This is a genomic window from Mesorhizobium sp. WSM4850 (assembly GCF_055811735.1).
In genome coordinates, this window is the sequence record NZ_JBVVPV010000031.1 from 1 (window position 1) to 26,606 (window position 26,606).

Annotated in this window: 22 protein-coding genes and 1 tRNA gene; 8 read left to right on the forward strand and 15 right to left on the reverse strand. The window is 62.3% G+C overall.

Annotated features, from left to right (window positions below; genetic code table 11):
* Positions 1 to 137 precede the first annotated feature (137 nt).
* The 8 genes from AC0L2Z_RS24155 to AC0L2Z_RS24190 all read right to left on the reverse strand — a co-directional run bounded on the left by AC0L2Z_RS24155 (position 138) and on the right by AC0L2Z_RS24190 (position 9,276).
* Positions 138 to 1,778 carry an ABC transporter ATP-binding protein gene (locus AC0L2Z_RS24155; RefSeq protein ID WP_023801376.1) on the reverse strand — a complete coding sequence of 547 codons (1,641 nt, stop codon included), beginning with the start codon at positions 1,776 to 1,778 and terminating at the stop codon, positions 138 to 140.
* A complete protein-coding gene (locus tag AC0L2Z_RS24160; protein WP_287244352.1) occupies positions 1,775 to 2,698 on the reverse strand; it encodes an ABC transporter permease in 924 nt (307 codons plus the stop codon). The genes AC0L2Z_RS24155 and AC0L2Z_RS24160 overlap by 4 nt, the downstream gene beginning before the upstream one ends.
* Before the next feature lie 3 nt (positions 2,699 to 2,701).
* A complete protein-coding gene (locus AC0L2Z_RS24165; protein WP_128168008.1) occupies positions 2,702 to 3,616 on the reverse strand; it encodes an ABC transporter permease in 915 nt (304 codons plus the stop codon).
* An 82-nt stretch (positions 3,617 to 3,698) separates the two neighbouring features.
* On the reverse strand, positions 3,699 to 5,207 hold the full coding sequence (locus AC0L2Z_RS24170; RefSeq protein ID WP_128247490.1) for an ABC transporter substrate-binding protein: 1,509 nt from the start codon (positions 5,205 to 5,207) through the stop codon (positions 3,699 to 3,701).
* Between the two features lie 104 nt (positions 5,208 to 5,311).
* Entirely contained in the window at positions 5,312 to 6,217 is a 906-nt protein-coding gene (kdgD, locus tag AC0L2Z_RS24175) for a 5-dehydro-4-deoxyglucarate dehydratase (protein WP_128168010.1), read from the reverse strand.
* A gap of 63 nt (positions 6,218 to 6,280) precedes the next feature.
* Positions 6,281 to 7,033, reverse strand: coding sequence for a FadR/GntR family transcriptional regulator (locus tag AC0L2Z_RS24180; protein ID WP_128247489.1), 753 nt, complete (start codon positions 7,031 to 7,033; stop codon positions 6,281 to 6,283).
* Positions 7,034 to 7,228: 195 nt separating this feature from the next.
* On the reverse strand, positions 7,229 to 7,675 hold the full coding sequence (trxC, locus tag AC0L2Z_RS24185) for a thioredoxin TrxC (protein ID WP_473530754.1): 447 nt from the start codon (positions 7,673 to 7,675) through the stop codon (positions 7,229 to 7,231).
* A 38-nt stretch (positions 7,676 to 7,713) separates the two neighbouring features.
* The gene (locus tag AC0L2Z_RS24190) at positions 7,714 to 9,276 is read right to left on the reverse strand and encodes a bifunctional aminoglycoside phosphotransferase/ATP-binding protein (RefSeq protein WP_473530755.1); all 1,563 of its coding nucleotides are present in this window, start codon (positions 9,274 to 9,276) and stop codon (positions 7,714 to 7,716) included.
* 328 nt (positions 9,277 to 9,604) lie between these two features.
* On the opposite strand from AC0L2Z_RS24190, the gene AC0L2Z_RS24195 reads away from it, so the two are divergent.
* Both AC0L2Z_RS24195 and AC0L2Z_RS24200 read left to right on the forward strand, forming a co-directional pair.
* Positions 9,605 to 10,441: a universal stress protein gene (locus tag AC0L2Z_RS24195; protein ID WP_128247487.1), complete on the forward strand. Its 837-nt coding sequence runs from the start codon at positions 9,605 to 9,607 to the stop codon at positions 10,439 to 10,441.
* A 135-nt stretch (positions 10,442 to 10,576) separates the two neighbouring features.
* Positions 10,577 to 10,810 carry a hypothetical protein gene (locus AC0L2Z_RS24200; protein ID WP_023801385.1) on the forward strand — a complete coding sequence of 78 codons (234 nt, stop codon included), beginning with the start codon at positions 10,577 to 10,579 and terminating at the stop codon, positions 10,808 to 10,810.
* Between the two features lie 165 nt (positions 10,811 to 10,975).
* On the opposite strand, the gene AC0L2Z_RS24205 is transcribed toward AC0L2Z_RS24200, so the two are convergent.
* On the reverse strand, positions 10,976 to 12,106 hold the full coding sequence (locus tag AC0L2Z_RS24205; RefSeq protein ID WP_473629512.1) for an aminopeptidase: 1,131 nt from the start codon (positions 12,104 to 12,106) through the stop codon (positions 10,976 to 10,978).
* A 385-nt stretch (positions 12,107 to 12,491) separates the two neighbouring features.
* On the reverse strand, positions 12,492 to 14,042 hold the full coding sequence (locus AC0L2Z_RS24210; RefSeq protein WP_473477230.1) for a winged helix-turn-helix domain-containing protein: 1,551 nt from the start codon (positions 14,040 to 14,042) through the stop codon (positions 12,492 to 12,494).
* A gap of 117 nt (positions 14,043 to 14,159) precedes the next feature.
* Here AC0L2Z_RS24210 and AC0L2Z_RS24215 point away from each other — a divergent pair, with 117 nt between their 5' ends.
* The 3 genes from AC0L2Z_RS24215 (at position 14,160) to AC0L2Z_RS24225 (ending at position 16,541) form a co-directional block, all read left to right on the forward strand.
* Complete coding sequence (locus AC0L2Z_RS24215; protein WP_473477233.1) at positions 14,160 to 14,594, forward strand: cupin domain-containing protein; 435 nt, start codon at positions 14,160 to 14,162, stop codon at positions 14,592 to 14,594.
* A gap of 19 nt (positions 14,595 to 14,613) precedes the next feature.
* The gene (locus AC0L2Z_RS24220; protein ID WP_473477236.1) at positions 14,614 to 15,096 is read left to right on the forward strand and encodes a RidA family protein; all 483 of its coding nucleotides are present in this window, start codon (positions 14,614 to 14,616) and stop codon (positions 15,094 to 15,096) included.
* 362 nt (positions 15,097 to 15,458) lie between these two features.
* Positions 15,459 to 16,541 carry a hypothetical protein gene (locus tag AC0L2Z_RS24225; RefSeq protein WP_473629513.1) on the forward strand — a complete coding sequence of 361 codons (1,083 nt, stop codon included), beginning with the start codon at positions 15,459 to 15,461 and terminating at the stop codon, positions 16,539 to 16,541.
* A 257-nt stretch (positions 16,542 to 16,798) separates the two neighbouring features.
* Here AC0L2Z_RS24225 and AC0L2Z_RS24230 read toward each other — a convergent pair.
* A tRNA-Pro gene (locus AC0L2Z_RS24230) sits at positions 16,799 to 16,875 on the reverse strand.
* Between the two features lie 203 nt (positions 16,876 to 17,078).
* Here AC0L2Z_RS24230 and AC0L2Z_RS24235 point away from each other — a divergent pair.
* Positions 17,079 to 18,599, forward strand: coding sequence for a phosphomannomutase/phosphoglucomutase (locus tag AC0L2Z_RS24235; RefSeq protein ID WP_473629514.1), 1,521 nt, complete (start codon positions 17,079 to 17,081; stop codon positions 18,597 to 18,599).
* Positions 18,600 to 18,640: 41 nt separating this feature from the next.
* Here AC0L2Z_RS24235 and betB read toward each other — a convergent pair whose 3' ends face one another.
* From betB to betI, 4 genes are all read right to left on the reverse strand, one after another.
* Positions 18,641 to 20,104 (reverse strand): betaine-aldehyde dehydrogenase, encoded by a 1,464-nt coding sequence (gene betB / locus AC0L2Z_RS24240; RefSeq protein WP_473629515.1) that lies wholly within the window; start codon positions 20,102 to 20,104, stop codon positions 18,641 to 18,643.
* Between the two features lie 162 nt (positions 20,105 to 20,266).
* Complete coding sequence (gene betA / locus AC0L2Z_RS24245; protein ID WP_473629516.1) at positions 20,267 to 21,928, reverse strand: choline dehydrogenase; 1,662 nt, start codon at positions 21,926 to 21,928, stop codon at positions 20,267 to 20,269.
* Positions 21,928 to 23,457, reverse strand: a complete 1,530-nt coding sequence (betC, locus tag AC0L2Z_RS24250; RefSeq protein WP_473629517.1) for a choline-sulfatase — start codon at positions 23,455 to 23,457, stop codon at positions 21,928 to 21,930. Before betC ends, betA begins: the two co-directional genes overlap by 1 nt.
* Positions 23,454 to 24,044 (reverse strand): choline-binding transcriptional repressor BetI, encoded by a 591-nt coding sequence (gene betI / locus AC0L2Z_RS24255; RefSeq protein ID WP_473629518.1) that lies wholly within the window; start codon positions 24,042 to 24,044, stop codon positions 23,454 to 23,456. The genes betC and betI overlap by 4 nt, the downstream gene beginning before the upstream one ends.
* Before the next feature lie 226 nt (positions 24,045 to 24,270).
* On the opposite strand from betI, the gene AC0L2Z_RS24260 reads away from it, so the two are divergent.
* Both AC0L2Z_RS24260 and AC0L2Z_RS24265 read left to right on the forward strand, forming a co-directional pair.
* On the forward strand, positions 24,271 to 25,437 hold the full coding sequence (locus AC0L2Z_RS24260; protein ID WP_473629519.1) for an acetyl-CoA acetyltransferase: 1,167 nt from the start codon (positions 24,271 to 24,273) through the stop codon (positions 25,435 to 25,437).
* A 129-nt stretch (positions 25,438 to 25,566) separates the two neighbouring features.
* On the forward strand, positions 25,567 to 26,571 hold the full coding sequence (locus AC0L2Z_RS24265) for an asparaginase (protein ID WP_473516826.1): 1,005 nt from the start codon (positions 25,567 to 25,569) through the stop codon (positions 26,569 to 26,571).
* Positions 26,572 to 26,606: the final 35 nt, after the last annotated feature.

The following is a 26,606-nucleotide window of genomic DNA, read 5'->3' on the forward strand; positions in this document are numbered from 1 at the left end:
GCCGCGAAAGCCAGCAGTATCTCAGCCCCTTGCCGGGACCCCCCTGGTGAATGGGTCAAATTGAGCGGGCGATCGCCATTTTGTCAAGCGCATTCGGCCCATCAATCGGCAACGCTTGCTGGGCGCGCGCGGACGAACTATTGAGCCTGCGTTAGCCATTTGGGCTGCGGCACAGCCTGCAGCAGGCTTTGCGTATAGTCGTGGCGAGGCGCCCCGAACAGCGCCGCGGTTTGGCCTTCCTCGACAATCCGTCCGTCTTTCATGACCATGATCCGGTCGGCAAAATGGCGCACGATCGGCAAGTCGTGTGTGATGAAAATATAGGAGAGGCCGAGCCTCGTCCTGAGGTCGGCCAGAAGGTCGATCACCTGCGCCTGGATAGAGACGTCGAGCGCCGAAACCGCCTCGTCGCAGACGATCAGTTCCGGCTCGCTGGCAAGCGCGCGCGCAATGGCGATGCGCTGTCGCTGGCCGCCGGAAAACTGGTGCGGGTAGCGCTCGGCGTGCTCCGGCAAAAGCCCAACCAATTCCAGGAGCTCTGCCACTCGAGCCTTCCACTTGTCCTTCGGCAGGATATCGCGGTGGATCACCCAGGGTTCGGAAATGATCGAATAAACGCGCATGCGCGGATTCATCGATCCGTATGGGTCCTGGAAGACCATCTGGACCTTGCGCCGAAACGCCATGAGGCGCTTCCCATTCATGTCGAAGATGTTCTCACCGGCAAAGACCGCCTTGCCGGCGCTTGGCGCGTTCAGCCCCAACAGCATGCGCGCGACGCTCGATTTGCCGGACCCGGACTCGCCGACGATGCCGAGCGTTTCTCCTCTCCTGACCTCGAAGCTTATGTCGTCCACCGCCTTGAACGTCCGCTTGCTGCTAAAAGCTCCGGAAGCAAGCTCATAGTGTTTGGTGAGATGTTCCACCTTGAGCAGCGTCTCGCCGGCGATCGCCGTCGAACGCTTGTTGGGCGCCTCCGCTGCGTTACCGTGGGGCAGGGCGGCGATGAGGCGGCGGGTATAGGCGTGCTGCGGATTGCTGAAGACCTCCCTGGCGATGCCCGTCTCGACGACCTTGCCGCCGTTCATGACGATAATCCGGTCCGCCATGGACGCGGCGACTTCGAGGTCATGGGTGATCATGATCAACGCCATGCCGGTTTCGCGCTGGAGATCGCGCAGCAGATCGAGGATCTGCGCTTGCACGCTGACGTCCAGAGCGGTCGTCGGCTCATCGGCGATCAGGATGTCCGGTTTCAACGCGATCGCCATGGCAATCATCACGCGCTGGCGCTGTCCGCCCGAGAACTGATGCGGATAGAAGTCGACGCGGTTTTGCGGCTCTGGAATGCCGACGCGCCGAAGCAGTTCTATCGTCTTGGCGCGTGCGCCCTTGCCGCTCTCTGCGCCGTGGCTCTCATAGACCTCCTCGATCTGGCGCCCCACCGTGTAGACCGGGTTCAAATAGGCGAGCGGATCCTGAAAGATCATCGCTATCCTGCGGCCGTTGATGCTTCGGCGCGCCTCGGCACCGAGGCCTGACAGTTCGACGCCATCGAAGAGGCAGGAGCCGGCCACGATGTCGCCTGGCGGACAGTCGATGAGATCCATCACCGTGCTGGTGCTGACGCTCTTACCCGAACCGCTTTCGCCGAGGATCACCAGCGTCTCGCCACGGCTGACGTGGAAAGAGACATCGTCGACGGCGCGTATCGGTTCATCGTTCGAAAGAAAATCGACGGTCAGACACTCCACCTTGAGAATGGTCGCGTTGCTCATCGGGCAGCTTTTCGCAATGTCTGAAGGCGCCAGCGTTGCTGCGGATCGGCGACGGTGCGCGCCCAGTTCGAGAGGATGTTGAGCGACAGCGTCGTCAGCATGATTGCAAGGCCCGGCCAGAATGCGATCCACCAGGCGGTGGCGAGATAGCCGCGGCCGTTTGCGACCATTGCGCCCCAGGTGAAGTCGGGTGGCTGAATGCCGAGGCCAAGGAAACTCAGCGCCGATTCCGACAAAATGACGGTCGCGAAATCAATGGCTGAAATCGTCATCAATGTCGGCAGGACCAGGGGGGCGATGTGCCGGATGATGATCCGGGCCGGCTTCGCGCCCATGGCTCGCGCCGCGCTGACGAACATGCGCTCGCGCAACTCCAGCACTTCCGCGCGCGCCGTTCTGAGGTAGATCGGCATGCGCGTCACGGCGAGAACGATCACCAGGTTGGTGATGCTCGGACCCAGCGTGTAGAGCACGATGAGCGCCAGCAGCAGCGAGGGAAAGCTCATGACGACATCGGCGAGGCGCAGGATGAGATGGCTGTACCAGCGCTCCGAATAGCCCGCTATCAGGCCCAGCGTTCCACCGACCAGCATCGACGCGAACACCGCCGCCGCGGCAATGCCGAATGTGTTCTGCGCGCCGACAATCAGCCTGGCCAGGATGGGCCGGCCGAGGGTGTCGGCGCCAAGGACGTAGATCCAGCCACTGGCCAGCGAGAACGGGGCAAGATTGCGCTGGCGCAGGCCCAGCCGCGAAGCGGCATCGCCCACCAGCCACGGGCCGAGGACCGCAGCGAGCACGACGATCACCAGGAAAATGGCGGCGGCGAGCGCAAGCCTGTCGCGCTTCAAATAGGCGAAAAGCACGCGGCCGCTGCCTGGAACGGCCGCCGGCTTGATGTCGGGGGTGATGATCGTCATGGCTCAGTACCGGATGCGCGGATCGAGAACCGCGTAGAGGAGGTCGATCGCGATGTTCAGGATGAAGATGGCGGTTGCCGTCACCAGGATGGTCGACTGGACGACGGCAAAATCGCGCTGGATGATCGAATCGATCATCAGCTTGCCGATGCCGGGCCAGCCGAATATCGACTCCACGACGACGGCGCCGTTGACGAGGCTGGTCGCCAGGTCGCCGGCGACCGTGACGACGGGCAGCAGCGAGTTGCGAAGCGCATGGCCGAAGATGATCTTCTGCCGCGGCAGGCCCTTGGCCCTTGCGGTCTTGATGTATGGAGAGGCAAGCGCCGACAGCATGGTTCCGCGCACGACCTGCACCAGGAGACCGAAAGGGCGAAGCATCAGCACGAAGGTCGGCATGATCCAGTGGACCCAGGTGCCGGTGCCCGATGTCGGCAAAAGCCCGAGCCCCACGGCGAAGACAAGGATGCCGACGATGGCGACCCAGAAATCCGGCGCGCTTGCGCCGGCCAGCGAGACGAGGCTGGCGATACGGTCGAAGATGCTGCCTGGCCACGCGGCCGCCAGCGAGCCGACAAGGATTGCCAAGGCGGTCGACAGCGTGATCGCGACGACGGCCAGCTTCAGCGTTTCCGGGAACGCCTCGAGCGCGACCTGCATCGCCGAGCGGTTCTGGCGCAGCGATTCACCGAAATCCAGCTGCAGCAGATCGCGCAGATATCCCAGAAACTGCCAATGGATCGGCTGATCGAGGCCGTTCAACCGCGCGAACGCGGCCCGAGCTTCTGCAGTCGAGTCCAGAGGCAGGTACAAGGCGGAAGGATCGCCGGTGAGCCGTGTCAGGAAAAAAACCAAGGTCAAAAGACCGATGACCGACAGGATGCTGTGCGACGCCCGGCGTCCAAGATAGATTATCATTTCGGATGCCCTTCGGCGGATATCGACGGAGGCAGCGGGTCAGGGGGCGCAGGGCGACGACCGCCTGGCACCCCCGTATCGCTCAGTCTTTGATGGCGATATTGGCCAGCGGTATTTCGCTGTTGGTGGTGATATCGGGCTTCCATTCCAGCCTGGTGCCAACCCGGGTATAGCCGATCATGTGGAACATCGGGATGTCCGCCACCACTTCGTTGCGGGCCTTGCCGAAGATCGCCTTGAAGCTGTTGGTGCGGGCTTCGCCGGTCGCCGCCAGTGCCTCGTCTATCTGCTTGTCGAATGCCGGATCGGCCAAGGTCGAGTAGCTGCCGCTCGATCGATAGAAGATCGGCACCGTGAAGGCCGCATCGCCCTTGTTGTTGTCATGCATCATCTGCAGGAGATTGGGGCCGCGCTCCGCCGGGAACGGCTTTTGCAGATAGCGCAGCCAGTCGGCGACATCGAGCATGGTCAGCTTCACGTTGAGGCCGGCATCCTGCCACATCGTCATCATCGCCTCCATCGCTTCGGCGCCGTTCGGATAGATGCCGTTTCGCCCGATGAGCTTGATCTCGGTGTCGACCGCGACGCCCGCCGCGCGCGCCTCTTCGATGAGCTTTTTCGCCTCTTCCGGATCATACGACCAAGGCTCGAGCGCATCGTCATGGCCGTTGATCCCGGAGACGACCATCTGCGACGCACGCTTGACGTCGTCGCCGAACAGCTGGGCAAGGCCTTCCCAGTCGATCGCCAGGTTGAGCGCCTTGCGCACGCGCAGGTCGTCGAGCGGCGGCTCGGCGGCATCGATGCGGATGGCGGTGGTTTCGGAGTTCAGGTAGGCGAAATCCGTCTCCGGATTGCTGGCGTCCTGGATGGCAATCGACGGTGTCAGGTCGGCTTCCCCGGTCTCCACCATGGCGGCTCGAATCGAGGATTCGGGTCGCCAGACATAGGTTGCCTTGGTGATCTGCGGCTTGTTGCCCCAATAGCCGTCGAACGCGTCCAGCACCACGGTCTGCGGGGAAAAGGTCGACAGCGTGAACGGGCCGGTGCCGACCGGATCGTTCACCGCCTGGTCGACCGGCGTCTTCGGCGAGACGATCATGACCACGCTCAACAGCGTCGGCATGATGGGCTCGGGCCTGTCCGACTTTATTTCGACGGTCAGCTTGTCGAGCGGCGTCAGCGTCAGTTTGGCATCGCCGAATTTCGCAATGTTGCTGCAGGTAAGCTTGCCGCTGATCATCCTGTTGATGGAGAAGACGACCGCATCCGCATTGAGTTCGGTTCCGTCCTGGAATTTGACGCCTTCGCGCAGCTTGATCCGCCAGGTGGTAGGATCCACGCTGGTCCACTCGGTCGCCAGTTTCGGCTGGGGCTGTCCGCTGTTCGGATCGATGACGGTCAACGATTCAACTACGTTTTGGCTGAGTATCTGGCCGACATTGGTGATGATGGTGCCGCAGGGCTCCAGATTGGCCGGCTGCTCCGGCAGGACGATACGGATCTCCTGCGCCGCTTCCTGTGCGACGGCCGATGGCGCGGCAGCGGTCATCATTGCGACAGCTGCAATCGTATGAATGCTTCTGTTCATGTCTCTCCTCCCTTGTTCTTCCATTTGGGATCTTCCGTTTTGGCTGTCGCACGAGACGATCCTCCTCATCCCGTGCTGCCGACAACTTGCCGATCTCGCGGCGGCTAGGCGGCGATCTTCTCGATCAGTCCGCGCAGCGCGTCTTTCTCCTGCGGCTTCAGATCCGTCAGCGGCGGCCGAAGCGGGCCGGGTGTTCGTCCGATGAGTTCGACGCCTGCCTTGATGATCGACACCGGATAACCTTGCTCGCGATCGCGCAGAGCCGCGAAGGGAAAGAAGAAGCTGTGCAGGATTTCTTCCATTGCAGCGCGATCACCTGTCCGCATCGCCCTGTAGAAGCGCTGTGCCAATTCCGGCACGAAATTGAAGACCGCGGAGGAATAAGTCGTCACGCCGGCGCCGTTGAAGCCCTCGGCAAACAGCTCATGCGTGGGCATGCCACCGATGTAGCAGAGCCGATCGCCGAGCTTTGCAGTGACGTGGCGGACAAGATCTATCTTGCCTGTGCCGTCCTTGAACCCGATGAGGTTTGGGCACGCGTCAGCAAGGCGGGCGACCGTGTCGGCATTGGCGACCGAGTTCGCACGGTTGTAGATGATGACGCCGAGGCCGGTGGACTGGCACACGGCCTTGACATGCCGAAAAATCCCCTCTTGCGAGGCCTCCATCAGATAGTGAGGCAGAAGCAGGAGACCGTCGGCTCCCGCAGCCTCGGCGCGGCGGGCGATTTCCGTGGCGAGCGCCGTGCCGTAACCGCAGCCGGCGATGATCGGCACGTCTCCCGAGGCATCCTTGGCCGCGCGGGTAACGTCGGCGACCTCTTCCGGCGACAGCGAGAAGAATTCACCGGTGCCGCCGGCCGCGAACAGGGCAGCGGCACCGAACCCCGACAGCCATTCGACATGCGCGCGATAGCTTTCGAGATTGAGGCTGAAATCCTCGTTGAAATGCGTGACCGGAAACGACAGCAGCCCTGAAGCGACACGCGACTTGATTTCATCTGGCGACAAAGGAACTCATCCCACAAATTAATATGATGTCACCTAGATTCATATGATGAGTATCCAGACGAGTCAACCGCCGGTGTTGTCCTGATTTGTCGGGCGCCGGACGGTCAGGGCGCGATAGCGCTTTATCCCGGTCACCAAATGGCGGCGCATCGCCTCACGCGCCTTTTCCGGGTCGCGGGCGAGGATCGCATCGGCGATTTCCCTGTGCTCCTGCAGAATCGGATGGTCGCGATTGGGCAAGGGGTCGACGCCGCCCATCATCGTCTTGAACTTCACCCGCGGGATCATCCGCCGGCCGACATGTTCGAGGAAGGCCTTGAACCTGGCGTTGTTGGTTGCGGCGGCGATCGCCATGTGGAACTGGAAGTCGGCATCGTCCGTGGGTTGCCCTTGCGCCATGAGGTCGGCGAACCTTTCGACCTGGGCCTCGATTTCGGCCTCTTGCGCCGGCGAACTGCGGGCGGCGGCAAGGCCGGCGGCCTCGACTTCGATGCCGATGCGCAGCTCGAGCTCTTCGATGATGTCCGAGATCTTGTTGGTTTCGTCGGTGAACAGCTTCAATCCCTCGTCGACGGGTTTCGGGCCGAGAACGAAGACGCCGGCGCCCTGCCGCGATTCCACCAGCCCATCGGCACGAAGCGCGGCAATGGCCTCCCGGACCACGGTGCGGCTGAACCCGAACCGGTCGATCAGCGCTGGTTCTGTCGGCAATTTATCGCCAGGCGCATAAAAGCCGGCTTCGATCTGGTCGCGCAGCGCATCGGCAACTTGAGAGACGAACGACCGCCGGGACGTTCGATGTTCGGCCTGCTGCATGGGTCCTCCCAACTTTGCCGGATCCTGAGGATCCATACTCCCAGTGCGGGCCAAAAGCGAGGTCATCATATGAAAATTCGTCGTCCGATGTCGAATATCTTAAGGTCATCGTATGGCTTCTGTGTTCAGCGTCGGCCATCAGATCTCCCGTCGTGCTGGGCACCGCGATCAGTGAAATCCACGCAGTGGCAGCTTTCAGGCTGCAGCCGGCAGGTGATCGCGGACCCACCTGACGATCTGTCCCGCCGTCATTGCGCCGGATGTGCGCGCAACCTCCTGCCCGCCATGGAAGAGGATCATGGTCGGGATGCCGCGGATGCCAAGCCTGGCTGCAACGGCCTGCTCATTGTCGGAATTGAGCTTGATCAGGCGAACATGCGGCTCCAGTTCGTTGGCTGCCGCTTCATAGGCCGGCGCCATCATCTTGCACGGGCCACACCATGGTGCCCAGATGTCGACGACGACGGGGAGGCTGCTTCGCGTGACCTGGCGATCGAAACTCTGTGCATCGACGTCTGCCGGGTGACCCGAGAACAGCTTGGAGCCGCACTTTCCGCATTTCGCGTCCCCGGCATCGCGTGCTGGCGGCAGGCGATTGACCCCGCCGCATTTGCCGCAAACCACCAGATTTTCCTGCGCCATGCCCATTTACCCGTCTTTATGCGCGTCGATCGTCGCCGTCACGATGCGGTCTTGAGTGGAGGATTCTGCGCAAAAGCGACCGCGTCCGAAACCTTGGCCAATTCTGCGGCGATATCGGCGAGCTTTCGATCGGCGTCGACATTGCGCCAGTTGGACGGGGTAGCCTTTCGCTGCAATTGCCGCGACAAGATATCGACTGTGGCGTCAGAAGGACCGCCACTGCGCTCGCTCACCCGCTGCCAAAGAACGAGCGGATCCGCCTCCAGCCAGAATCCGGCGAAAGCAACGTCTCTGCCGTTTGCAGCTTTCTCGATGCGGTTGCGATCGGCCGGCCGGTCAAAGACGGCATCGGCGACCACCGAACCGCCTTCGGCAAGGATCAAGTCGGCGCGCCATGCCATTTCGCGGTAGACGCGGTCCGACACATCAGGTCGATAAGCCCTGTCCGGCAGCTTCGTCTCGGCTGGCACCCCATGCAGGGCTTTGCGGATGCGGTCGCTTTCGACAATGCGTGCGCCGGGCGGCGCGCCAACATGTGCGGCGAGTGCCTCGGCAACGGCCGTCTTGCCGGAACCGCTCAAGCCGCCGATGGCGATCAGCCGAGGCGGCTTTTCCTGGAGAAGTGTTCGGGCAAGCTCGAAATAGGATCTGGCCTCGGCAAGCAGGCCGCCGGGCATGTCACCGCCTTCCTCGATCTGGGTTGCGGTGACATGCGCGCGCACCGCAGCCCGCACTGCCATGAAAAAAGGCAGGAGGATGAAGCCGTCCTCGTCGTCTGCTTCGTCGAGATAGCGGTTCATCACCAGGTTGGCGAGTTCCGGAAAGCCGCGATGCCAGAGGTCCATCAGCAGGAAAGCCAGGTCGTAAAGCACGTCGATGCTGGCGATCTGGTCGTTGAATTCGATGCAATCGAAGAGGCGGGGCTCTCCGTCGAAGAGACAGATGTTGCGCAGATGCAGGTCGCCGTGGCATCGCCGGATCTTGCCTGCCGCCTCCCGCCGGTCGAGCAACTCGCAATGACGGGCGAGGGCGGTGCGAAACATCCCGGTGAATGGCTTTATCTCGGCTTGCTCGAAAACATGGTTGGTGGCAAAGCCGGCTTCGTTGATGGCGAGCACGCCTGCCAGGTTCGAGGATCCGCTGCCCTTGTGGACCTCCGGCGCGCCGCGATGATAGCGCACGATCATGCGCGCGACATCCGTCATCAGCGCAGGCGTCAGTTCGCCACCGACTGCCATTCCGTCGAGCAGCTTCGACTGATCGAAGCGGACCATTTCGATCGCCGCATCGACCAGTTTGCCGCTTCCGTCGAAGGCCAGCTCGCCGCCGGCCTCGCGGGTGACGCGCCGCACCCCCAGATAGAGGCCGGGGGCAGTCCTGGAGTTGAGATCGACCTCCTTCTCGCAAGCGGCGAGCCGCAGCGCCGGGGTCGAGAAGTCGACATAGGGCAGCTTGACCGCTCGCTTGATCTTGTAGGCGCGCTGGCCAACCAGGAATATCCGCGAGATATGGGTCTCGATCGCCTCGACCGGTCCGCTCTCGCCATATGCGGCAGGGTCCATCAACATCGCGGCCACGGATTGCTGATCCTCGACGATCATCGGATGCCTCTTTGTTTTGTACCCAACCTGGGGAAGCCAGCGAGCGTGGTCGCTGAAATTCCACGCCATCAGGCCCTTGCTGCCACAGCGCCTGGATATAACCAGCCAGGTCACGAATGCGTTCCGTGATGCTGCTGCTCCGGTGTTCGGGGCGTATTCTTGGCGTCCTCCAGCGGCCTGAAACCTGTTGGCGTCGGCACGTGGGCATGTTGATACGGATCAAATGATGACCGGCGGCGTTCTTGACTCAGCGCTAGCAGCGCGCCGAGCCGTCTCGCTGTTGTTGCAACGACGATTGGGCTTTGGGGCAAAATCGGGAGCAGCCGCCATGGCTTTCAGGACGATACTTGCCGTTACGGGACCGCACGAGGGAGACGGTGATCTCAAGCCTGCCGCCGACCTGTGCAACGAGATCGGCGCCTATTTTGCTGTTCTGGTCGTTGCCGTAGCTGCGCCGCCACCAGTCGGGGAGTATGCCGCGGTCGTTTCAGAAGCCTGGCTCGACGAGCGTCGGGCCGTCGAGGATCTGTTGAAGAAGCGGACTGCTGACCTGTCGGCTTTTCTCGCCGGCAGCGTGCTTTCGGCCGATGTCTCCAGCGAATATCCGGAAGCCGGCTGGGCCGACGACACCATCGGCCGCCGTGCCCGCTATGCCGACATTACGGTCATTGGACCGGAGCTGCTCGCCAACGAAACGCTGAAAAGCAAAGCGATCGAAGGCGCATTGTTTTCTTCGGGAAAGCCCTTGCTGCTAATCCCCGCGGGGGCGCAGCCGACCCTGAAGCCGAAACGCGTGCTGATTGCATGGGACGCCCGTCTGGAGGCATCGCGTGCCGTCCGCGAATCCCTCGGCCTGCTGCCAGGCGCCGATGAGGTGCACCTCGTCATGGTCGATCCGGTGGAGGACGAGTACCGCCACGGGGCCGAACCCGGAGCCGACGTCGCCGCCTATCTCGCGCGGCATGGCGTGAATGTCACAGTCGACCGGCTGCCCAGCCTGGACCATTCAGTCGTCGACGTGCTTCGCCGGCACGCGCTCGACATCGCCGCCGACCTGATGGTGATGGGCGCTTACGGTCATTCCCGGTTGCGCGAGCGCATCTTCGGTGGCGTCACCGTCTCGATGCTTGAAGACCCGTCGATGCCGATCCTTATGGCGCGTTAGCCGCCGGCGCCCGTCATTGGCATCCCTTTTAAGTCCCAAGGGACACTGTTGCCGCCCATCTAGCCGTCTCATCGGTATCGGCGGAGCCGCGAATCTGTGGTAAGCCGCCGCTCAACCAACCAAAGGACGACACCTGTGAGCGAACCGACCGTGGCCGAGGCGACCGAAAGTATCTATGCCTCCCTCCGGGCGGACAATGCCGACATCGACGCGCATATCGCGACGCTTAAGGCGGCGATGACACGAGAAGGGATAAAACAGGCGGTGTTCGATCCGACCAGGCTTGCGCAGAACAACCGTTCGGGCCGCAAGCTGATGCAGGCTTATTTTCGGCAGCGCGGCGTGAGCGTGAGGTTTTCGGCCTCGTAGGGCGCACGCTGAGGCGCCACGGCCCGCCGGCAACCATTGTGGTCCAGGATCCGCCGGGGGGCTCAGGCAAGTCCGCTTTTGGCTTCTACCTTCTGTAGCCCGACTTTTGGCTTCCGACCCGCCCGACGTCAAAGTATGTGGGAAATCGGCCGCCAAATGGTCAATTCAATCACTTGCGCCGGCTGCCGAGTACATCGGTGACCGATTCGCCGCCTCTGGCCTACGGATTTGACCGGCTCGATCGCATGAATCTGCCGCTTTAAGCGCTTCAGCGCGGTAAGCCTTGTCTAACGCTCCGATCCGTCGAACCGACGCGAAGAACCGTGGATAGTCGCCCGAACACAAATCGAGCAAGCGGAGAAACGTCGCCACCTGATCGCCGTAGACGGAAGTCGCCGCGAGCTTCGCGTTGTTAATCGGAGCATTGAACCAGACATCGTATCCCCGGTATCCACGCCAGCGACTGTCGCGCATCTCTCGGTAGCGCATCCGCAGCCGTTCGATCGCGGCCATCTTCGCGGCCCGCTTCTGCTCAGAGGTAGCGCTGCCGTCATAGACATGGCTTAGCTCGTCCCGGGTCTGCGACACCAGCGCAAGAAATTGAGCTCTGCGCCTCCGGTCGGCTTTGTAACGGCGCAACTCGGCGGTATCACCAGCCGCGCGCAGCCATTTTCTCACGCCGGTTGTTTCGACGGCGACAGCGAACGCCTCGTTGAATGCGGAATCGTCCTTCACATAGACGCGTTGGTGGGCCAACTCGTGGAAAACTAGCCCTGCAAGATACGTTTCATCTTGGCTGAGCATCGTGCTTAGCAGCGGGTCACTTGACCAGCCAAGCGTGGAATATGCAGTGATGCCCGTCACATAGACGTCCAGGCCCTGTCTCTGAAGTTCGACAGCGGTTTCAATCGCAGACCTTTTGGAGAAGTATCCTCGGTACGGAACGCATCCGAACACCGGAAAGCACCATGTTCGTGGCGTCAGCGAGAATTCCGGCGCGGCGAAGATGGCCCATGTCACCGCGTCCCGACCAACGTTGACATAGCTGCGGTAGCTATCGTTGTCCGGCAGCGCTAGTTCATCTATCGCAAACTGTCGGATGGCGCTCGCCGATTCCATTCGAGCGCGCAATGTCCCAGGGATCGAAGGATCGTCGATCAGCTCTTCGACATCCTGGCGCGCCGCCATGATCTCCACGTGACCCTTCAAGGATTGTGCATAGTAGGAAATGCTCGTGCAACCTGCCAGGCCGGACATCACGATCGTCGCAGCAACCGAACGAAAAAATGCACGCATCACGGTTGCCCACGGCATTTGCTCACACGTCCGGATAGGGCAAACGTCGCAACTACGCCCGGTCCCAAACAGTGGCTCCAATTTGGTTGATGTCCTGGGATGAGGTTTAGGTTAGACGTTCGTCTTCGGCAAGATTGTCACAATGTGGTCATTCGCTGCCAAATTGCCGAATGTCCGCTATAAGCCGGACACGGCGGCATGCGAACTATCCGCCTAGCAGGTCTTTTTGTCCTGAAGCTTCCGGTCGCATACGGCCCAACGCTTGGTCCGCAATGCGCCTAATCTCTGTCGTAGGGGTAAACTTTGCCTTCGCCTGGAAGCGGACAACGCGGCAGACCCTGACGGGGTCGCGTTTGCGGCTCGAAGCCGTCATCCGAGTCTTCGCTCAGTTTATGGGTCCCGACCCGTGTTCCGCCTTTCGCAGCAGGCCCTCGAGGCGAGCCGCCCATTCCCTGTTCCCATCTCTGAACGGACCAAGCGCGTCGCCTGCAGGCTCCGGGAGATCGCTTGCAGCGACGGCGAGGCGGCGAGCCTCCTGATTATGTCCCGCGGCTGCTTGGCAGCATGCCTGAATGCGGAGGAGCGCCGGCCAATCAGGCCGCGCCTTAAGCGCCGCGCGTCCCGAGTTGAGCGCGCCCTCGACGTCGCCCGAAAAGAACAGCGCAAGCATCAAGAGGCTAAACCAGACCGCATTCTGGGGATCGTGGGGGTTGAGTTCGAGGCCGCGAGCCAACGGCTTTCGCGCACCGGCCGCATCGCCCACGAAAAGACGGGCCATACCGAGGACGAGATACCCCAAGGCAAAGCTCGGACCGAGTTCGATGGACCGTTCCGCTGCGAGGATCGCATGTTCGGCCCTGCCTGTGTAGGCTGACACAATCGCCAACGCATAGTGGGCATAGGGATTTCGAGCATCGAGATATATCGCCCGCAGGGCCGCATCGAGTCCTTCCTTCCCGTCTGCGGCGAGATTTTCCGTCCAACCATAGGCGATGAGGCCTGCGTTGACCCGCGCCAGCCAAATCTGCGCCTCGGGAAGCATGGGATCGAGTTCCGTTGCCCCTCGGAAGAATTGTCGTGCGAGACTGTGCGTCGGCTGCGTGACCTTGTGAAAGTTGAATGTGCCTTGCCGTACGAGATCCCAGGCGGTCACGTTGCCGGTGTGCGGAGCAACCTGAAGTCCATGGCGCAACAGCAACTCGGGCTCGACCGCCGCTGCGATCCGCTCGGCGATGGCGTCCTGCACAGCAAATACCTCGGCCACCGGAAGATCGTAATGTTCGGACCAGATGGTGGCGCCCTTCATTGCGTCCGCGAGGTGCACCGATATCCGCATCCGATCGCCGGCGCGACGGATGGCTCCATCGACAAGAAAATCGACGCCAAGGTCGCGCGCGATAGACTTCGGGTCCTTCGAGACATTCCCCCTTGCGAAACTCGCCCCGCGCGACGCGACGCGGAACCATCGGAACCGAGCGAGTGCCATGATCAGGTCGTCGGCGATACCGTCGGCCAGATACTGTCTCTCTGCACCGCCGCCGAGATTCTCGAAAGGCAGTACTGCAATAGCGGAGCTGGATCTCGCCTCTGAACGCCCTTCGCTACCGAGTCCGGCGGACCGGCTCTCTACCGGACCGGAAAATCTGTATCCGACCCGTGGGACCGTGACGATCCAGTCGCCGCCGTCTGATGCCGGGCCAAGCAGCTTGCGAAGGGCAGCAATCTGAACGGAAAGATTACTCTCCTCGACAGCGAGCCCAGGCCAAACGGCATCCATCAGCGCCGACTTGGTGATGACACGCCCATCTGCCGCGAGCAGAGCGGCAAGTAATGAAGCGCCGCGGGTGCCGATGGAGACGTGCCGATTCTCACGGTGAAGGCATCCGTCCTCGATAATGAACTCAAAGGGGCCGAATACAAGGTGCTGGGCGCTCATATTGGGAATGATACGCCCGATTTTGCAGTTTTTCGGAATTTTTCGGCGTCGTTTCAGGACTTGTGCCGACTCCGCGCGCAGATTCAGCTCCATGCAGCAGTTGAGGTGGTGAGAGCGATGAAGAACGAAACAATGCAACCGAAAAATGCTTCTTCGTTATCCGCGAAAATCGCACGCGGGAGTGACAGCTATATCGCCGAGCAAGGATCTGTCTATCGCTCGGGAGTGTCGGCGGAGAGCGTCGGATCTAGCATGCTGTGGCTCGGAACAATCTCGCTACCTGCAGGGCGACGAACCAGCGCCCATCGCCATCAGGGGCACGAGACAGCCCTTCTTATGACCGCAGGCAAAGAGATCGAGATCTGGTCGGGGGCCGCGCTCGAACGGTGCGATATGGTCCTTCCCGGCGACTACCTTTTCATTCCGGCCGGCGTTCCGCACGTGGCCGTCAATCGCAGCACGGAAAATGCCGAGTTCCTCGGTGCCCGCAACGACCCCGCAGCAAACGAGAGCGTCGTGCTGATGCCGGAGCTCGACGACATCGTACCCTAATCGGGCCGGGAGGTGCTCTATGACCATCATCGAACAACGTCTAGCTGCTATGGGCCTGGAACTGCCCGAGCCTCTGAAAGTTCGCGAGGGGCTGCATATGCCTTTCGCCTGGGTCCGGGTGCGCGGCAGCCGCGCCTACATCTCGGGTCACGTCGCGTGTAACCGGGATGGAACATTGGCAAGACCCCTCGGCAAGGTCGGGACCGAGGTTTCGCCAGAACAGGGTTACGCATCTGCGCGGCTCGTTGCCCTAGCCCATCTCGCGAGCCTCAAGCGGGCCGTCGGAAACCTCGATCGGGTTACTGCTTGGCTGCGCGTCTTCGCCATGGTGAATGTTGCTCCGGGTTTCAATGAGACACCACTGGTCACAAACGGCTATTCCGATTTGATACTGCGCCTATACGGGCCTGACGCTGGCGCCCACGCCCGCTCGTCCATCGGCATGGCCATCCCTTTGAATGCGCCCGTAAACTGCGAAGCCGAAGTGGAAATTGACGGGTGACCGCGTGCGGTTACAAGCTTTTAGAGTCCCTCTGATTGGGCCGATACCTGTGACCCCAGACGCAACCGCTTCCGACTCTCCACAACAGACGCCGGCGCAATCCTAGTATCGGCATTTATCCCATGTCCCGCGCAGCGGAACGGCAACTTCTCGACATCGCATTCCCGAAAGCTGACGGACGCCTCTCGGCCCCAAAATGACCATGAACGCCGAGGTTTGGTGGAAAACGAAACGTCCGCTGTCGGCGCGCCCTCCAGCAAATTTCCACCACATCCCAGAACTAACGATCGCTTCATCGGGATTGGTTGATAGTTTCGGCACGTCTTGGCATGACATGACTGCGGGAGGATGCCCCCTTGAGAATGAGATATCTGCTAGCAGCCTCACTCGTTGTGGCGATCGTCCTGACGCTCAGATGGGAATGGCGGGAGCCCCATCACTTCGAGGATGAGGTCATGCGAGCCGCGCTGGCGGAGGAAGTTCGCCGGGACGACACCCGTTGCCCGCTCAGCAGCAAAGCTGTGGAGCAGGCTCGGCCATGGGTTCTTGCAGCCTGCGCGGCAGGCGGGCTCGGCTGGCATGAGGCAGCGAAGAAATATGGCGACGATGCAGCCAGAGTGTTCCTCGTCTATGGCGAGGATGCGGATTTCGTGGAGGTTTTCGACCGCCTCGGCCATCCGGTCGTGCCGGTGATTGCTTACTTCGTGAAGAATGGATCGTCGCAGTACTTGTTGCAGGAAACCGTCGGTCAGGGCCTCTCGAGCCTGTGGGACGACCGGCAGGTGGGATTCGGCCTCGCCCAGATTTCGCCGGAGCAATATGGGCTTATTGCCATTCACGAGCTCAAGGATCGCGGGCATGAGATGCTGTCGGAGTTCGAGATCGTTGACGGAACAGCAGTCCGCAGACAGTTCACCCGCACGCTGCTTGGTGCGAAGAACATAGTCCTGGGCGGCGTTTCCGATCTGGAAGGGGTGATCACCCGCGGCGAGCGGCTTCCGACCTGGGGCGAGATGGGTTGGGCGGCCTTCGATGCGGCAATAGTCGTCGGGGGCATGGGCGCCGCAGCCAAGGCATTGCGCGTTGCGAGGGCACCGGTGGCCGCAGCTGGTCGCGGAACTGTGCGGATAGTACATCTGAGGGCTGCAGGCAAAGGTGCGTTCCAATCGCTTTCCGCCGTCGGTACCGCAGCCGGTGTCGCCGCCGTCGTCGCACTTCCCTATGTGGCGATCACGCGACCTCACCTTCTGACAAACGCAGCCGGTTGGATAGCCGAACAAGCAGGTCTCCCGGCCTGGCTCGGCGCCTTTGCAGCCTACCTTATACTCTGTCTTGTCCTGGCTTCTCTGCTGAGGATGGTTCTGGCGCCGCTGGCCTGGACGCTGCGAACGCTGGGCAAGATCGTTGGACGATTCGCCGGTGCCGGCGGTGTCCGATCCGCCTAAATCCCGCGCACAGCGCCAATGGTGCGCGAAGCAGACATAGTTTAGATGGCGCGGCCTCAGATTCTGCAAAATCGCGAGTGGGTATGTGCCGGAACAGCCGACCTGGGTTGGCGGGTGAAATGGCAGCAATAGCGTGTCGCAGTTAAATAGTTATGCGTCTGCCAGCTCCATCGAGCGGCCTAGATACTTTTCCATCTTTTCAGTGGGGATATCTGTGGGGCAGGCAGTATTCGGGATGCCTAACCCATTGTTTTTTCTGGTCGGAGTGGCAGGATTTGAACCTGCGACCCCATCGTCCCGAACGATGTGCGCTACCAGGCTGCGCTACACTCCGTGACCAGACCGCGGGCTTATAGCCGCCGTACTTCGTTCCTGCAAGCGCCAATGGCAGCGCTTCTGTCGCATTTCTTGCCGTTTCGCTCTAACGTCATACAGGTTTCAGTTCCCTGCGGGATAAACACCGCTTAACGGCTCGTGTTATAGGCATGGCCACCTGCGTTGAAACCACTCTGAATCCAGCCGCTTGGAGTTGCTGTCTTGTCCCTGAAGATTGTTAGCGAAGCCCTTCCCAACACTTTCGAGTTTGAAACCTCGGCGCTGATCAAGGCGTCCGGCTTTCGTGAGTATGATGCGCGCTGGTGGTTCGGCCATCCGGGCTCTGCAGAGCCACCTGAGCTCAACCTGATCGGTGTCCAGGCGCTCGGCATGGGGCTCGGCACGCTGATCCGGCGTTTGGGCGCCGGGCCGGACATCGTGACCGGGCATGATTTCCGCTCCTATTCGCTGGCGATCAAGCTGGCGCTGGTTTCCGGGCTGATGGCCGCCGGCGCGCGGGTTAGGGATATCGGGTTGGCGCTATCGCCGATGGCTTATTTCGCCCAGTTCGCGCTCGACACGCCGTCTGTCGCCATGGTCACCGCCTCGCACAACGAGAACGGCTGGAGCGGCGTCAAGATGGGGGCGGCGCGTCCGCTGACTTTCGGTCCGGAGGAAATGAGCGCATTGAAGGCGATCGTGCTTGCCGGCGACTTCGATCTGGTCGGCGGCGGCTCCTATGACTTCGTTGCGGATTTCCGCAAGATCTATCTCGACGACCTGACCCGCGACAAGCGCATAGCGAGAAAGCTCAAGGTGGTCGCCGCCTGCGGCAACGGCACTGCCGGCGCTTTTGCACCTGAAGCGCTGGAACGGATCGGCTGCGAGGTGATCCCGCTCGATGTCGAGCTCGATCATAGGTTTCCGAACTACAACCCCAATCCCGAAGACATGAAGATGCTGCACGCGATCCGCGACAAGGTGCTGGAGACAGGAGCAGACGTCGGGCTTGGCTTCGACGGCGATGGCGACCGCTGCGGCGTGGTCGACAATGAGGGCAACGAGATCTTCGCCGACAAGGTCGGCGTCATGCTCGCGCGTGACATTGCGCGCCTGCATCCAGGCTCGACCTTCGTCGTCGACGTCAAGTCGACCGGATTGTTCAATACCGACGCCGCGCTGCGCGCCGATGGCGCCGTCACCGACTACTGGAAGACCGGCCACTCCTACATAAAACGGCGCGTCGCCGAGCTTGGCGCTATCGCCGGTTTCGAGAAATCCGGTCATTTCTTCTTCAATCCGCCGATCGGGCGCGGCTATGACGATGGTCTGATCACAGCCATCGCCATCTGCGAGATGCTGGATCGCAGCCCGACAAGCAGCATGGCCGATCTCTATCGCGACCTGCCGCTGACCTTCGGCACGCCGACCATGTCGCCGCACTGCGCCGACGAGCTGAAATATCGCGTGGTCGAGCGGGTCGTTTCCGACTTTCAGGCCATGAAGCACGACGGCGCCATCTTCGCTGGCCAGAAGATCGCCGAGCTGATCACCGTCAATGGCGTTCGCGTCGTTGCCGAGGATGGCACCTGGGGCCTGGTGCGGGCGTCGTCGAACAAGCCGGAGCTTGTCGTCGTGGTGGAGAGCCCGGTGTCGTCGGAGCGGCGCCGTCAGATGTTCGAAGCCGTCGATGCGGTGCTGCGCCGCAGCCCCGAAGTCGGCGCCTACAACCAGACGTTCTAAGTTCTCTGGCTAAGGTCTCTGGTCGGCGGCGCCGGTGAGCCTCAATAGGGGCTCGCGACGTCGCCGGTCTCGACATAGACCGACTTCAACTGCGAATAGAGTGCCAACGCGGCAAGCGAGTTTTCTCGCCCGATTCCCGACTGCTTGAAGCCGCCGAAGGGAATTTCGACGGGCGTCAGATTGTAGGCGTTGATCCAGCAGGTGCCGGCCTGCAACTCGGCGATGACGCGGTGGGCGCGCGGCAGATCGCGCGTGAACACGCCGGCGGCAAGGCCAAATTCGGTATCGTTGGCGCGGTCGATCACCTCATCCTCACCGTCGAATTTCAGCACGCTCATGACAGGCCCGAAAATCTCCTCGCGCGCGATGCGCATCGTGTCGGTGACGCTGGTGAAGACCGTCGGCTCGACGAAGCAGCCGCCCTGGAAACCTTGCAGCGAAGGTACATTGCCGCCGCAGGCGAGCACAGCGCCATCCTGCTTGCCGGCCTCGATATAGCCGATGACCTTTTCATGCTGCGCCTTGGAGACCAGCGGTCCCATCTGCGTTTCCTGGTCCAGCGGATCGCCGATACGGATTTTCTTGGTCCGTTCGATCAGCCGTTCGACGAAACGGTCGTGGATGCCCTTCTGCACGAAGACCCGCGTGCCGTTGGAGCAGATCTGGCCGGTCGAATAGAAATTGCCGAGCATGGCGCCGCCGATGGCGTTTTCGAGATCGGCATCGTCGAAGACGATCAGCGGCGACTTGCCGCCAAGTTCCATGGTGGCGTGCTTTATCTTCGAGCCGGCGAGCGACAGCACCTTGCGGCCGGTCGGCACCGAGCCGGTCACCGAGACCTTGGCGACGACATCGTGGCCGACGAGGCCGGCGCCGACATCGCCATGGCCTTGCACGACGTTGAACAGCCCGTCGGGCAGGCCGGCCTCGGTATAGATTTCGGCGAGCGCCAGCGCCGACAGCGGCGTGTTCTCCGACGGCTTGAACACCATGGCGTTGCCCATGGCGAGTGCCGGCGCCGATTTCCAGCCGGCGATCTGGATCGGGTAGTTCCAGGCGCCGATGCCGACGCAGACGCCCAGCGCCTCGCGCCTTGTATAGGCAAAGGCGCCGCCGAGATCGACGGACTCGCCATTATAGGCAGCGACCGCGCCGCCGAAATATTCGAGGCAGTCGGCTGCCGATGGCGCGTCCGCCACCAGTGTCTCCTGGATCGCCTTGCCGGTATCCAGCGTCTCGATGCGCGCCAGGTCGGCATTGCGCACGCGCAATATGTCGGCGGCGCGGCGCAGGATGCGCCCGCGCTCGACCGGCTTCAGCCGCGCCCAGGCCGGTTGTGCTGCACGCGCTGCTTCGATCGCCAGTTCAAGCACGTTCGGCGTCGCCGAACGCAGCATCGCGATGGTCTCGCCGGTTGCCGGATAGATGACCGGCAGCGGCGCACCTTGCTCATCGTCGATGTAGCGTCCGTTGACATAGTGCGATGCCTTTGGCTGGGCGCGCATGGGACCTTCTCCAAACTGTCTTTCGATGGGACCGGCGGGCGGGCACCGCCGGATCATGGCTTATCGCATCGGCTCGAAGATCGGAATCGATTTTCGGAAGGCACGATGCGAGGACTAAAAAAGCGATAGAGCGCTTGTGCGTCCGAATGGACGCACGTCGTTCTATCGATCCGACACCTGCCAGCGCGGATTGATCCATGGTTCCTGGTTGGACGGCGCCAGCGGCGTGCGGCCGAGAATGTGGTCGGCGGCCTTTTCGCCGGTCATGATCGACGGCGCGTTCAGATTGCCGTTGGTGACGCGCGGGAAGATCGAAGAATCGGCGATCCGCAGCCCTTCGACGCCGATGACATGGCATTCCGGATCGACGACGCTCATCCGATCATCCTTGCGGCCCATCTTGCAAGTGCCGCAGGGGTGGTAGGCGCTTTCGGCGTGGTCGCGGATGAAGGCATCGAGATCGTCGTCCGACTGCACGTGCGAGCCCGGCGAGATCTCCTTGCCGCGATAAGGGTCGAATGCCGACTGGCCGAAGATCTCGCGCGTCAGCCGGATGCAGTGGCGGAACTCGATCCAGTCGTCCGGATGCGACATGTAGTTGAAGCGGATCACCGGCTTCGATCCGGGATCGGGCGAGCGCAGCGTGACCGAACCGCGCGACTTCGATCGCATCGGCCCGACATGCGCCTGGAAACCGTGCGCTTTCGCCGCCGCCTTGCCGTCATAGCGGACCGCCGCCGGGATGAAGTGATACTGGATGTCGGGATAGTCGACGCCGGCGCGCGAGCGCACGAAGGCGGCCGCCTCGAAATGGTTGGTTGCGCCGAGGCCCGATTTGAAGAACAGCCATTGCGCGCCGATCAGCGCCTTGGAGAACGGGTTCAGCACCGAATTCAGCGTGATCGGCTGCGTCGATTCCTGCTGGATGTAGAGTTCCATATGGTCCTGCAGGTTGCGGCCGACGCCGGGCCGGTCGGCGATCACCGGAATGCCGTATTCCCTCAGATGTTGGGCCGGGCCGATGCCGGACAGCATCAGGATCTTGGGCGAATTGATCGAGGAGGCGGCAACGATCACTTCACGTCGCGCCTTGATCACCTGAATCCGTCTGCGCACTTCGATCTCAACACCGGTGGCGCGTTGATTCTCGATGATCACCCGTCGGGCGAAGCCCTTGACCAGGCTTACATTTTTCCGCCTCAGCGCCGGCCTGAGATAGGCACTCGCCGCCGACCAGCGGCGGCCGCCGCGAATGGTCTGCTCCATCGGACCAAAGCCTTCCTGCTTCGCGCCGTTGTAGTCGTCGGTCAGCTCGAAGCCGGCCTGACGGCCTGCCTCGACGAAGGCGCCGTAGAGTGGATTCGTCCTTGAGCCGCGCTGCACCGTCAGCGGGCCGCCGTGGCCGCGCCAGCCATTCTCGCCGCCGTTGGCGTCCTCCATGCGCTTGAAGTAGGGGAGCACGTCGGCAAACCCCCAGCCAGCCGCGCCCTGTTCTGCCCAATGGTCGAAATCGCGGGCGTGACCGCGTACATAGACCATGCCGTTGATCGAGGACGAGCCGCCGATGACCTTGCCGCGCGGCGTCGCCAGCACACGGCCGCCGAGATGCGGCTCCGGCTCGCTGGCAAAACCCCAGTCGTAGAGGCTCATATTGAGCGGGATCGACAGCGCCGACGGCATCTGGATCAGCGGCCCGATGTCGCTGCCGCCAAATTCGATGACGATCACCGAATATTTGCCATCCTCCGACAGCCGGTAGGCCATGGCCGAGCCGGCCGAGCCGGCGCCGATGATGACGAAATCCGCCTCAAGACCGTCTGCCATCATTCGCCTCGTGGAAAGCGCTTCTGCTCTTCGAGCAGGTCGAGGTTCATGTGGTTGCGCATGTAACGTTCCGAGGCCTTCTGCAGCGGCTGGAATTCCCAGGGGTAATGCGTGCCGTTGCGCAGCGCCGGATAGACCACCCAGCGGCGCGCCTGGCTGGCGCGTACGGCGGCATCGAAGGCAGCCATGTCCCAGCGCGCCCGGACCTTATCGGTGAAAGAAGCCACCAAAGCCGCGTGCGCCGGGTCGGCGGCGCGGTTGGTCAATTCCCGCGGATCCGATTCAAGATCAAACAGTTGCGGCGGATCGATCTCGCAATGGATGAATTTGTAACGGCCCTCGCGGATCGCTACCATCGGCGCGTTGGAGCCTTCGGCCGCATATTCCATCAGCACAGGTTCAGTGCGCGTCTTGCCGTCGAGCAGCGGCAGCAGCGACTGGCCGTCGGTCCATGGCGCAATCGCGCTCATGTCGATGCCGGCGAGGTCGCAAAGCGTCGGCACGACGTCGAGATTGGAGACCGGTGCGTCGATCAGGATGGCCGAAATGTCTCTTCCGGCGATCATCAGCGGCACCCGCGCCGAGCCCTCGAAGAAGCACATCTTGAACCACAGGCCGCGCTCGCCGAGCATGTCGCCGTGATCGGAGCAGAACAGGATGATCGTGTCGTCGAGCATTCGCGTGCGCTCGAGCACCGACAGCAGTTCGCCGACCTTGTCGTCGAGATAGGAGATGCTGGCGAAATAGCCGCGCCGCGCGCGGCGGATCTGCTCGCCGGTGATGTCGAAACTGTCATAGTCGCTGGCGCGGTAAAGCCGCTGCGAATGCGGATCCTGTTCGTCATAGGGGATGAAGCCGACTTCCGGCACGAGCGCCGGGCAATCCTCGTAGAGATCCCAATTGCGCCGGCGCGCGACATAGGGGTCGTGCGGATGGGTGAAGGAGACGGTCAGGCACCACGGCCGGCGCGCGGCATCGTCCGAGACGCGGGCGAAATCATAAAGCTTCTGCACCGCGTGAAAGGCGACCTCGTCGTCATATTCCATCTGGTTGGTGATCTCGGCGACACCGGCGCCGGCCACCGAACCGAGATTATGATACCACCAGTCGATCCGCTCGCCGGGCTTGCGATAATCCGGCGTCCAACCGAAATCGGCCGGATAGATGTCGGTGGTCAGCCGCTCCTCGAAGCCATGCAACTGATCCGGCCCGACGAAATGCATCTTGCCGGACAGGCAGGTGTGGTAGCCGGCGGCACGCAGATGATGCGCATAGGTCGGGATCGACGAGGCGAATTCGGCGGCATTGTCATAGACCTCGGTGCGCGACGGCAACTGGCCGCTCATGAACGCCGCACGGCCCGGCGCACAGAGCGGCGAGGCGGTGTAATTGTTCTTGAAGCGCGCCGAACGAGCCGCCAGCGCCTTCAGATGCGGCGCATGCAGGAAGTCCGCCGGCCCATCCGGGAACAATGTGCCGTTGAGCTGATCGACCATGACGATCAGAAAATTGGGTCGCTTCGACGTCACTGCGCGCTCCGCCGGTTGAGTTTCGTTTCGAGATAGTCCTCGATCAGCGCGATCGCGGTCGCGGCATTGGGCACGCCGTCCTTCAGCGCGCGCCTGATGTAGAGCCCGTCGATCAGCGCCGCTGTCGCCTCGGCGACGCGGTCGGCTTCGCTTCTCGGCAGGATGCCGGTCAGCCCGCTCAACAGATTGGAATGCAGGCGTCGCGCATAGACCTTGAGCAGCCGGCGCAGCGCTGGCGATTTCTGCGCCTCGACATAAAAGGCGAGCCAGGCGGCTATCGTTTCCGGCTGGAACTGGGCGTCGGAGAAATTGACCGCGACCACCGCCGAAACGCGCTGGCGTGGCGTGCTGGCCGATCGAAGTGCGCGCCGCATGTCGGCGGTCAACTCGGCCAGGATGTGCCGCATCGTCGCCAGCAAAAGTTCGTCCTTGGCGCCGAAATAGTGATGGGCGAGCGCCGAGGACACCCCGGCGCGCCCGGCGATTTCCGACATCGTCACATCAAGCGAACCGCGCTCGCCGATCGCCGAGATCGTCGCGTCGATCAGCGCCCTGCGGCGCAGCGGCTCCATTCCGATTTTCGGCATCTTTGCTCCGGTCCGTTGCCGCAAGATTATTTTTTATTGACGGATCAATCAACAAAAATCCGACGCGATTTTGTGGCAAATGTCAGCTGCCGTGACCAGATATCAAGATCAAGCGGTTGTGTGGTTCTGGCCCCTTTACGAAGTCGCTGGAACGGTTCATTCTTGAACAATGTTGATAGCGCGCCGCGACATCGCGTAGCCCCGGCCCGCAGGGATGGAGATAACCATGACAGCATGCATCGTCGGCTGGGCGCATTCGCGCTTCGGCAAGCTCGAAGGCGAGACACTGGAGGGCCTCATTACCAAGGTGGCTAGCGAGGCGCTCGATCATGCCGGCATCGGTCCGGACGAGGTCGACGAGATCGTGCTCGGCCACTTCAATGCCGGCTTTTCCGCACAGGATTTCACCGCAAGCCTGGTCCTGCAGGCCGACGACCGGCTGCGCTTCAAGCCGGCGACGCGCGTCGAGAACGCCTGCGCCACCGGCTCGGCGGCGGTCAGGCAAGGCATCCGCGCCATCGACGCCAATGCGGCTCGCATCGTGCTGGTGGTCGGCGCCGAGCAGATGACGACGACATCAGGTCAGGAAATCGGCAAGAATCTTCTCAAGGCCTCTTATCTGCCCGAGGAGGGCGACACGCCGGCAGGCTTCGCCGGCGTTTTCGGCCAGATCGCCCAAGCCTATTTCCAACGCTATGGCGACCAGTCGGACGCCCTGGCGATGATCGCCGCCAAGAACCACAGGAACGGCGTCGACAATCCCTACGCGCAGATGCGCAAGGATTTCGGCTATGAGTTCTGCCGGCACGAGAGCGAGAAGAACCCCTTCGTCGCCGGTCCCCTGAAGCGTACCGACTGCTCGCTAGTGTCGGACGGCGCCGCCGCGCTGGTGCTTGCCGACACGGCGACGGCATTGAAGATGCGCCGCGCCGTCGCTTTCCGCGCCAACGAGCATGTGCAGGATTTCCTGCCGATGTCGAAGCGTGACATCCTGGCATTCGAGGGTTGCGAGCAGGCCTGGAATCAGGCGCTGAACAAGGCCGGTGTGACGCTCGACGATCTGTCCTTCGTCGAGACGCACGACTGCTTCACCATCGCCGAGCTGATCGAATATGAGGCGATGGGCCTGGCCAAACCGGGCGAGGGCGCAAAACTGGCGCTGGACGGCGAGACGGCGAAGGACGGCCGGCTGCCGGTCAATCCGTCAGGCGGGCTGAAGGCCAAGGGCCATCCGATCGGCGCCACCGGCGTGTCGATGCACGTGCTGAGCGCCATGCAGCTCGTCGGCGAGGCCGGCGGCATCCAGGTGCCCGGAGCAAAGCTCGGCGGCATCTTCAACATGGGCGGCGCCGCCGTCGCCAACTATGTTTCCATTCTCGATCGGATCAGATAAAAACCGCCCGCATTACGGCGCCGCGCGCCCTTCCGGGCGCGCAAAGGACGCTGTAACACTTTGATTTTACGCATGATCCTTTTCGAAAATCGAATCCGATTTTCGAGGTCGTGCGTTAGCGGGGAATTCATGACAAATCCGGTTCTGGTCGAAGTTTTGCGCGGCGCCGAGGTCGAGAGCGCGCATCGTGGCGCCATTGCGGTCTTCGATGCCGATGGCAAGCCGGTCTGGGAAATCGGCGATACGGCTCGCCCGGTGTTCCCGCGCTCGGCGGTCAAGGCGATCCAGGCGCTGCCGCTGGTCGAAAGCGGCGCCGCCGATGCGTACGGTTTCGGCGACCGCGAACTGGCGCTGGCCTGCGCTTCGCATTCGGGCGAGCCGGCGCATGTCGAACTGGCGCGGGCGATGCTGGCCAAGGCCGGGCTGGACGTGGCGGCGCTGGAATGCGGCGCCCATTGGCCGTCCAGCCATGACGCGACAATTGCGCTCGCCCGTGCCGGCACCTCGCCAAACGCGCTGCACAACAATTGTTCCGGCAAGCATGCGGGTTTTGTCTGCACCTGCGCCCACGCCGGCATCGCCTATCGCGGCTATGTCAAGTCCGGCCATGCCTCGCAAGAGCTGGTGCGCGATGCGATGCAAGCGGTGACCGGTGCCGCTCATGATGTCGATCATTGCGGCACCGACGGCTGCTCGATCCCGACCTATGCCGCGCCGCTGCGCAGCTTCGCGCTCGGCTTTGCCCGCATGGCGACAGGTATCGGCTTTGAGCCCGTGCGCGCCAAAGCCGCAAAGCGGCTGCTTTCCGCCTGCATGGCCGAGCCGTTTCTGGTCGCCGGCACGGGCAGGGCCGATGTGGCGCTGATGCAGGCCGGGTCAGGCCGGATTTTTGTGAAGGTAGGGGCAGAAGGCGTCTATTGCGCGGCACTTCCCGAGCTTGGCCTTGGCATTGCGCTGAAATGCGATGATGGCGCCGGCCGCGCCGCTGAAGTCACGGTCGCGGCCGTGCTGGCCAGGTTTTTGCACGCCGACAAGGCGCTGGCGGCGATACTGATCGAACAGGCACATCCGCCCATAGAAAGCCGGATCGGCGCCAAGGTCGGCTCACTCCGCCCTACTGCTGCGCTGGACTGAGAACGGGCATTCAACTCGCATGATTGCGTCCGACG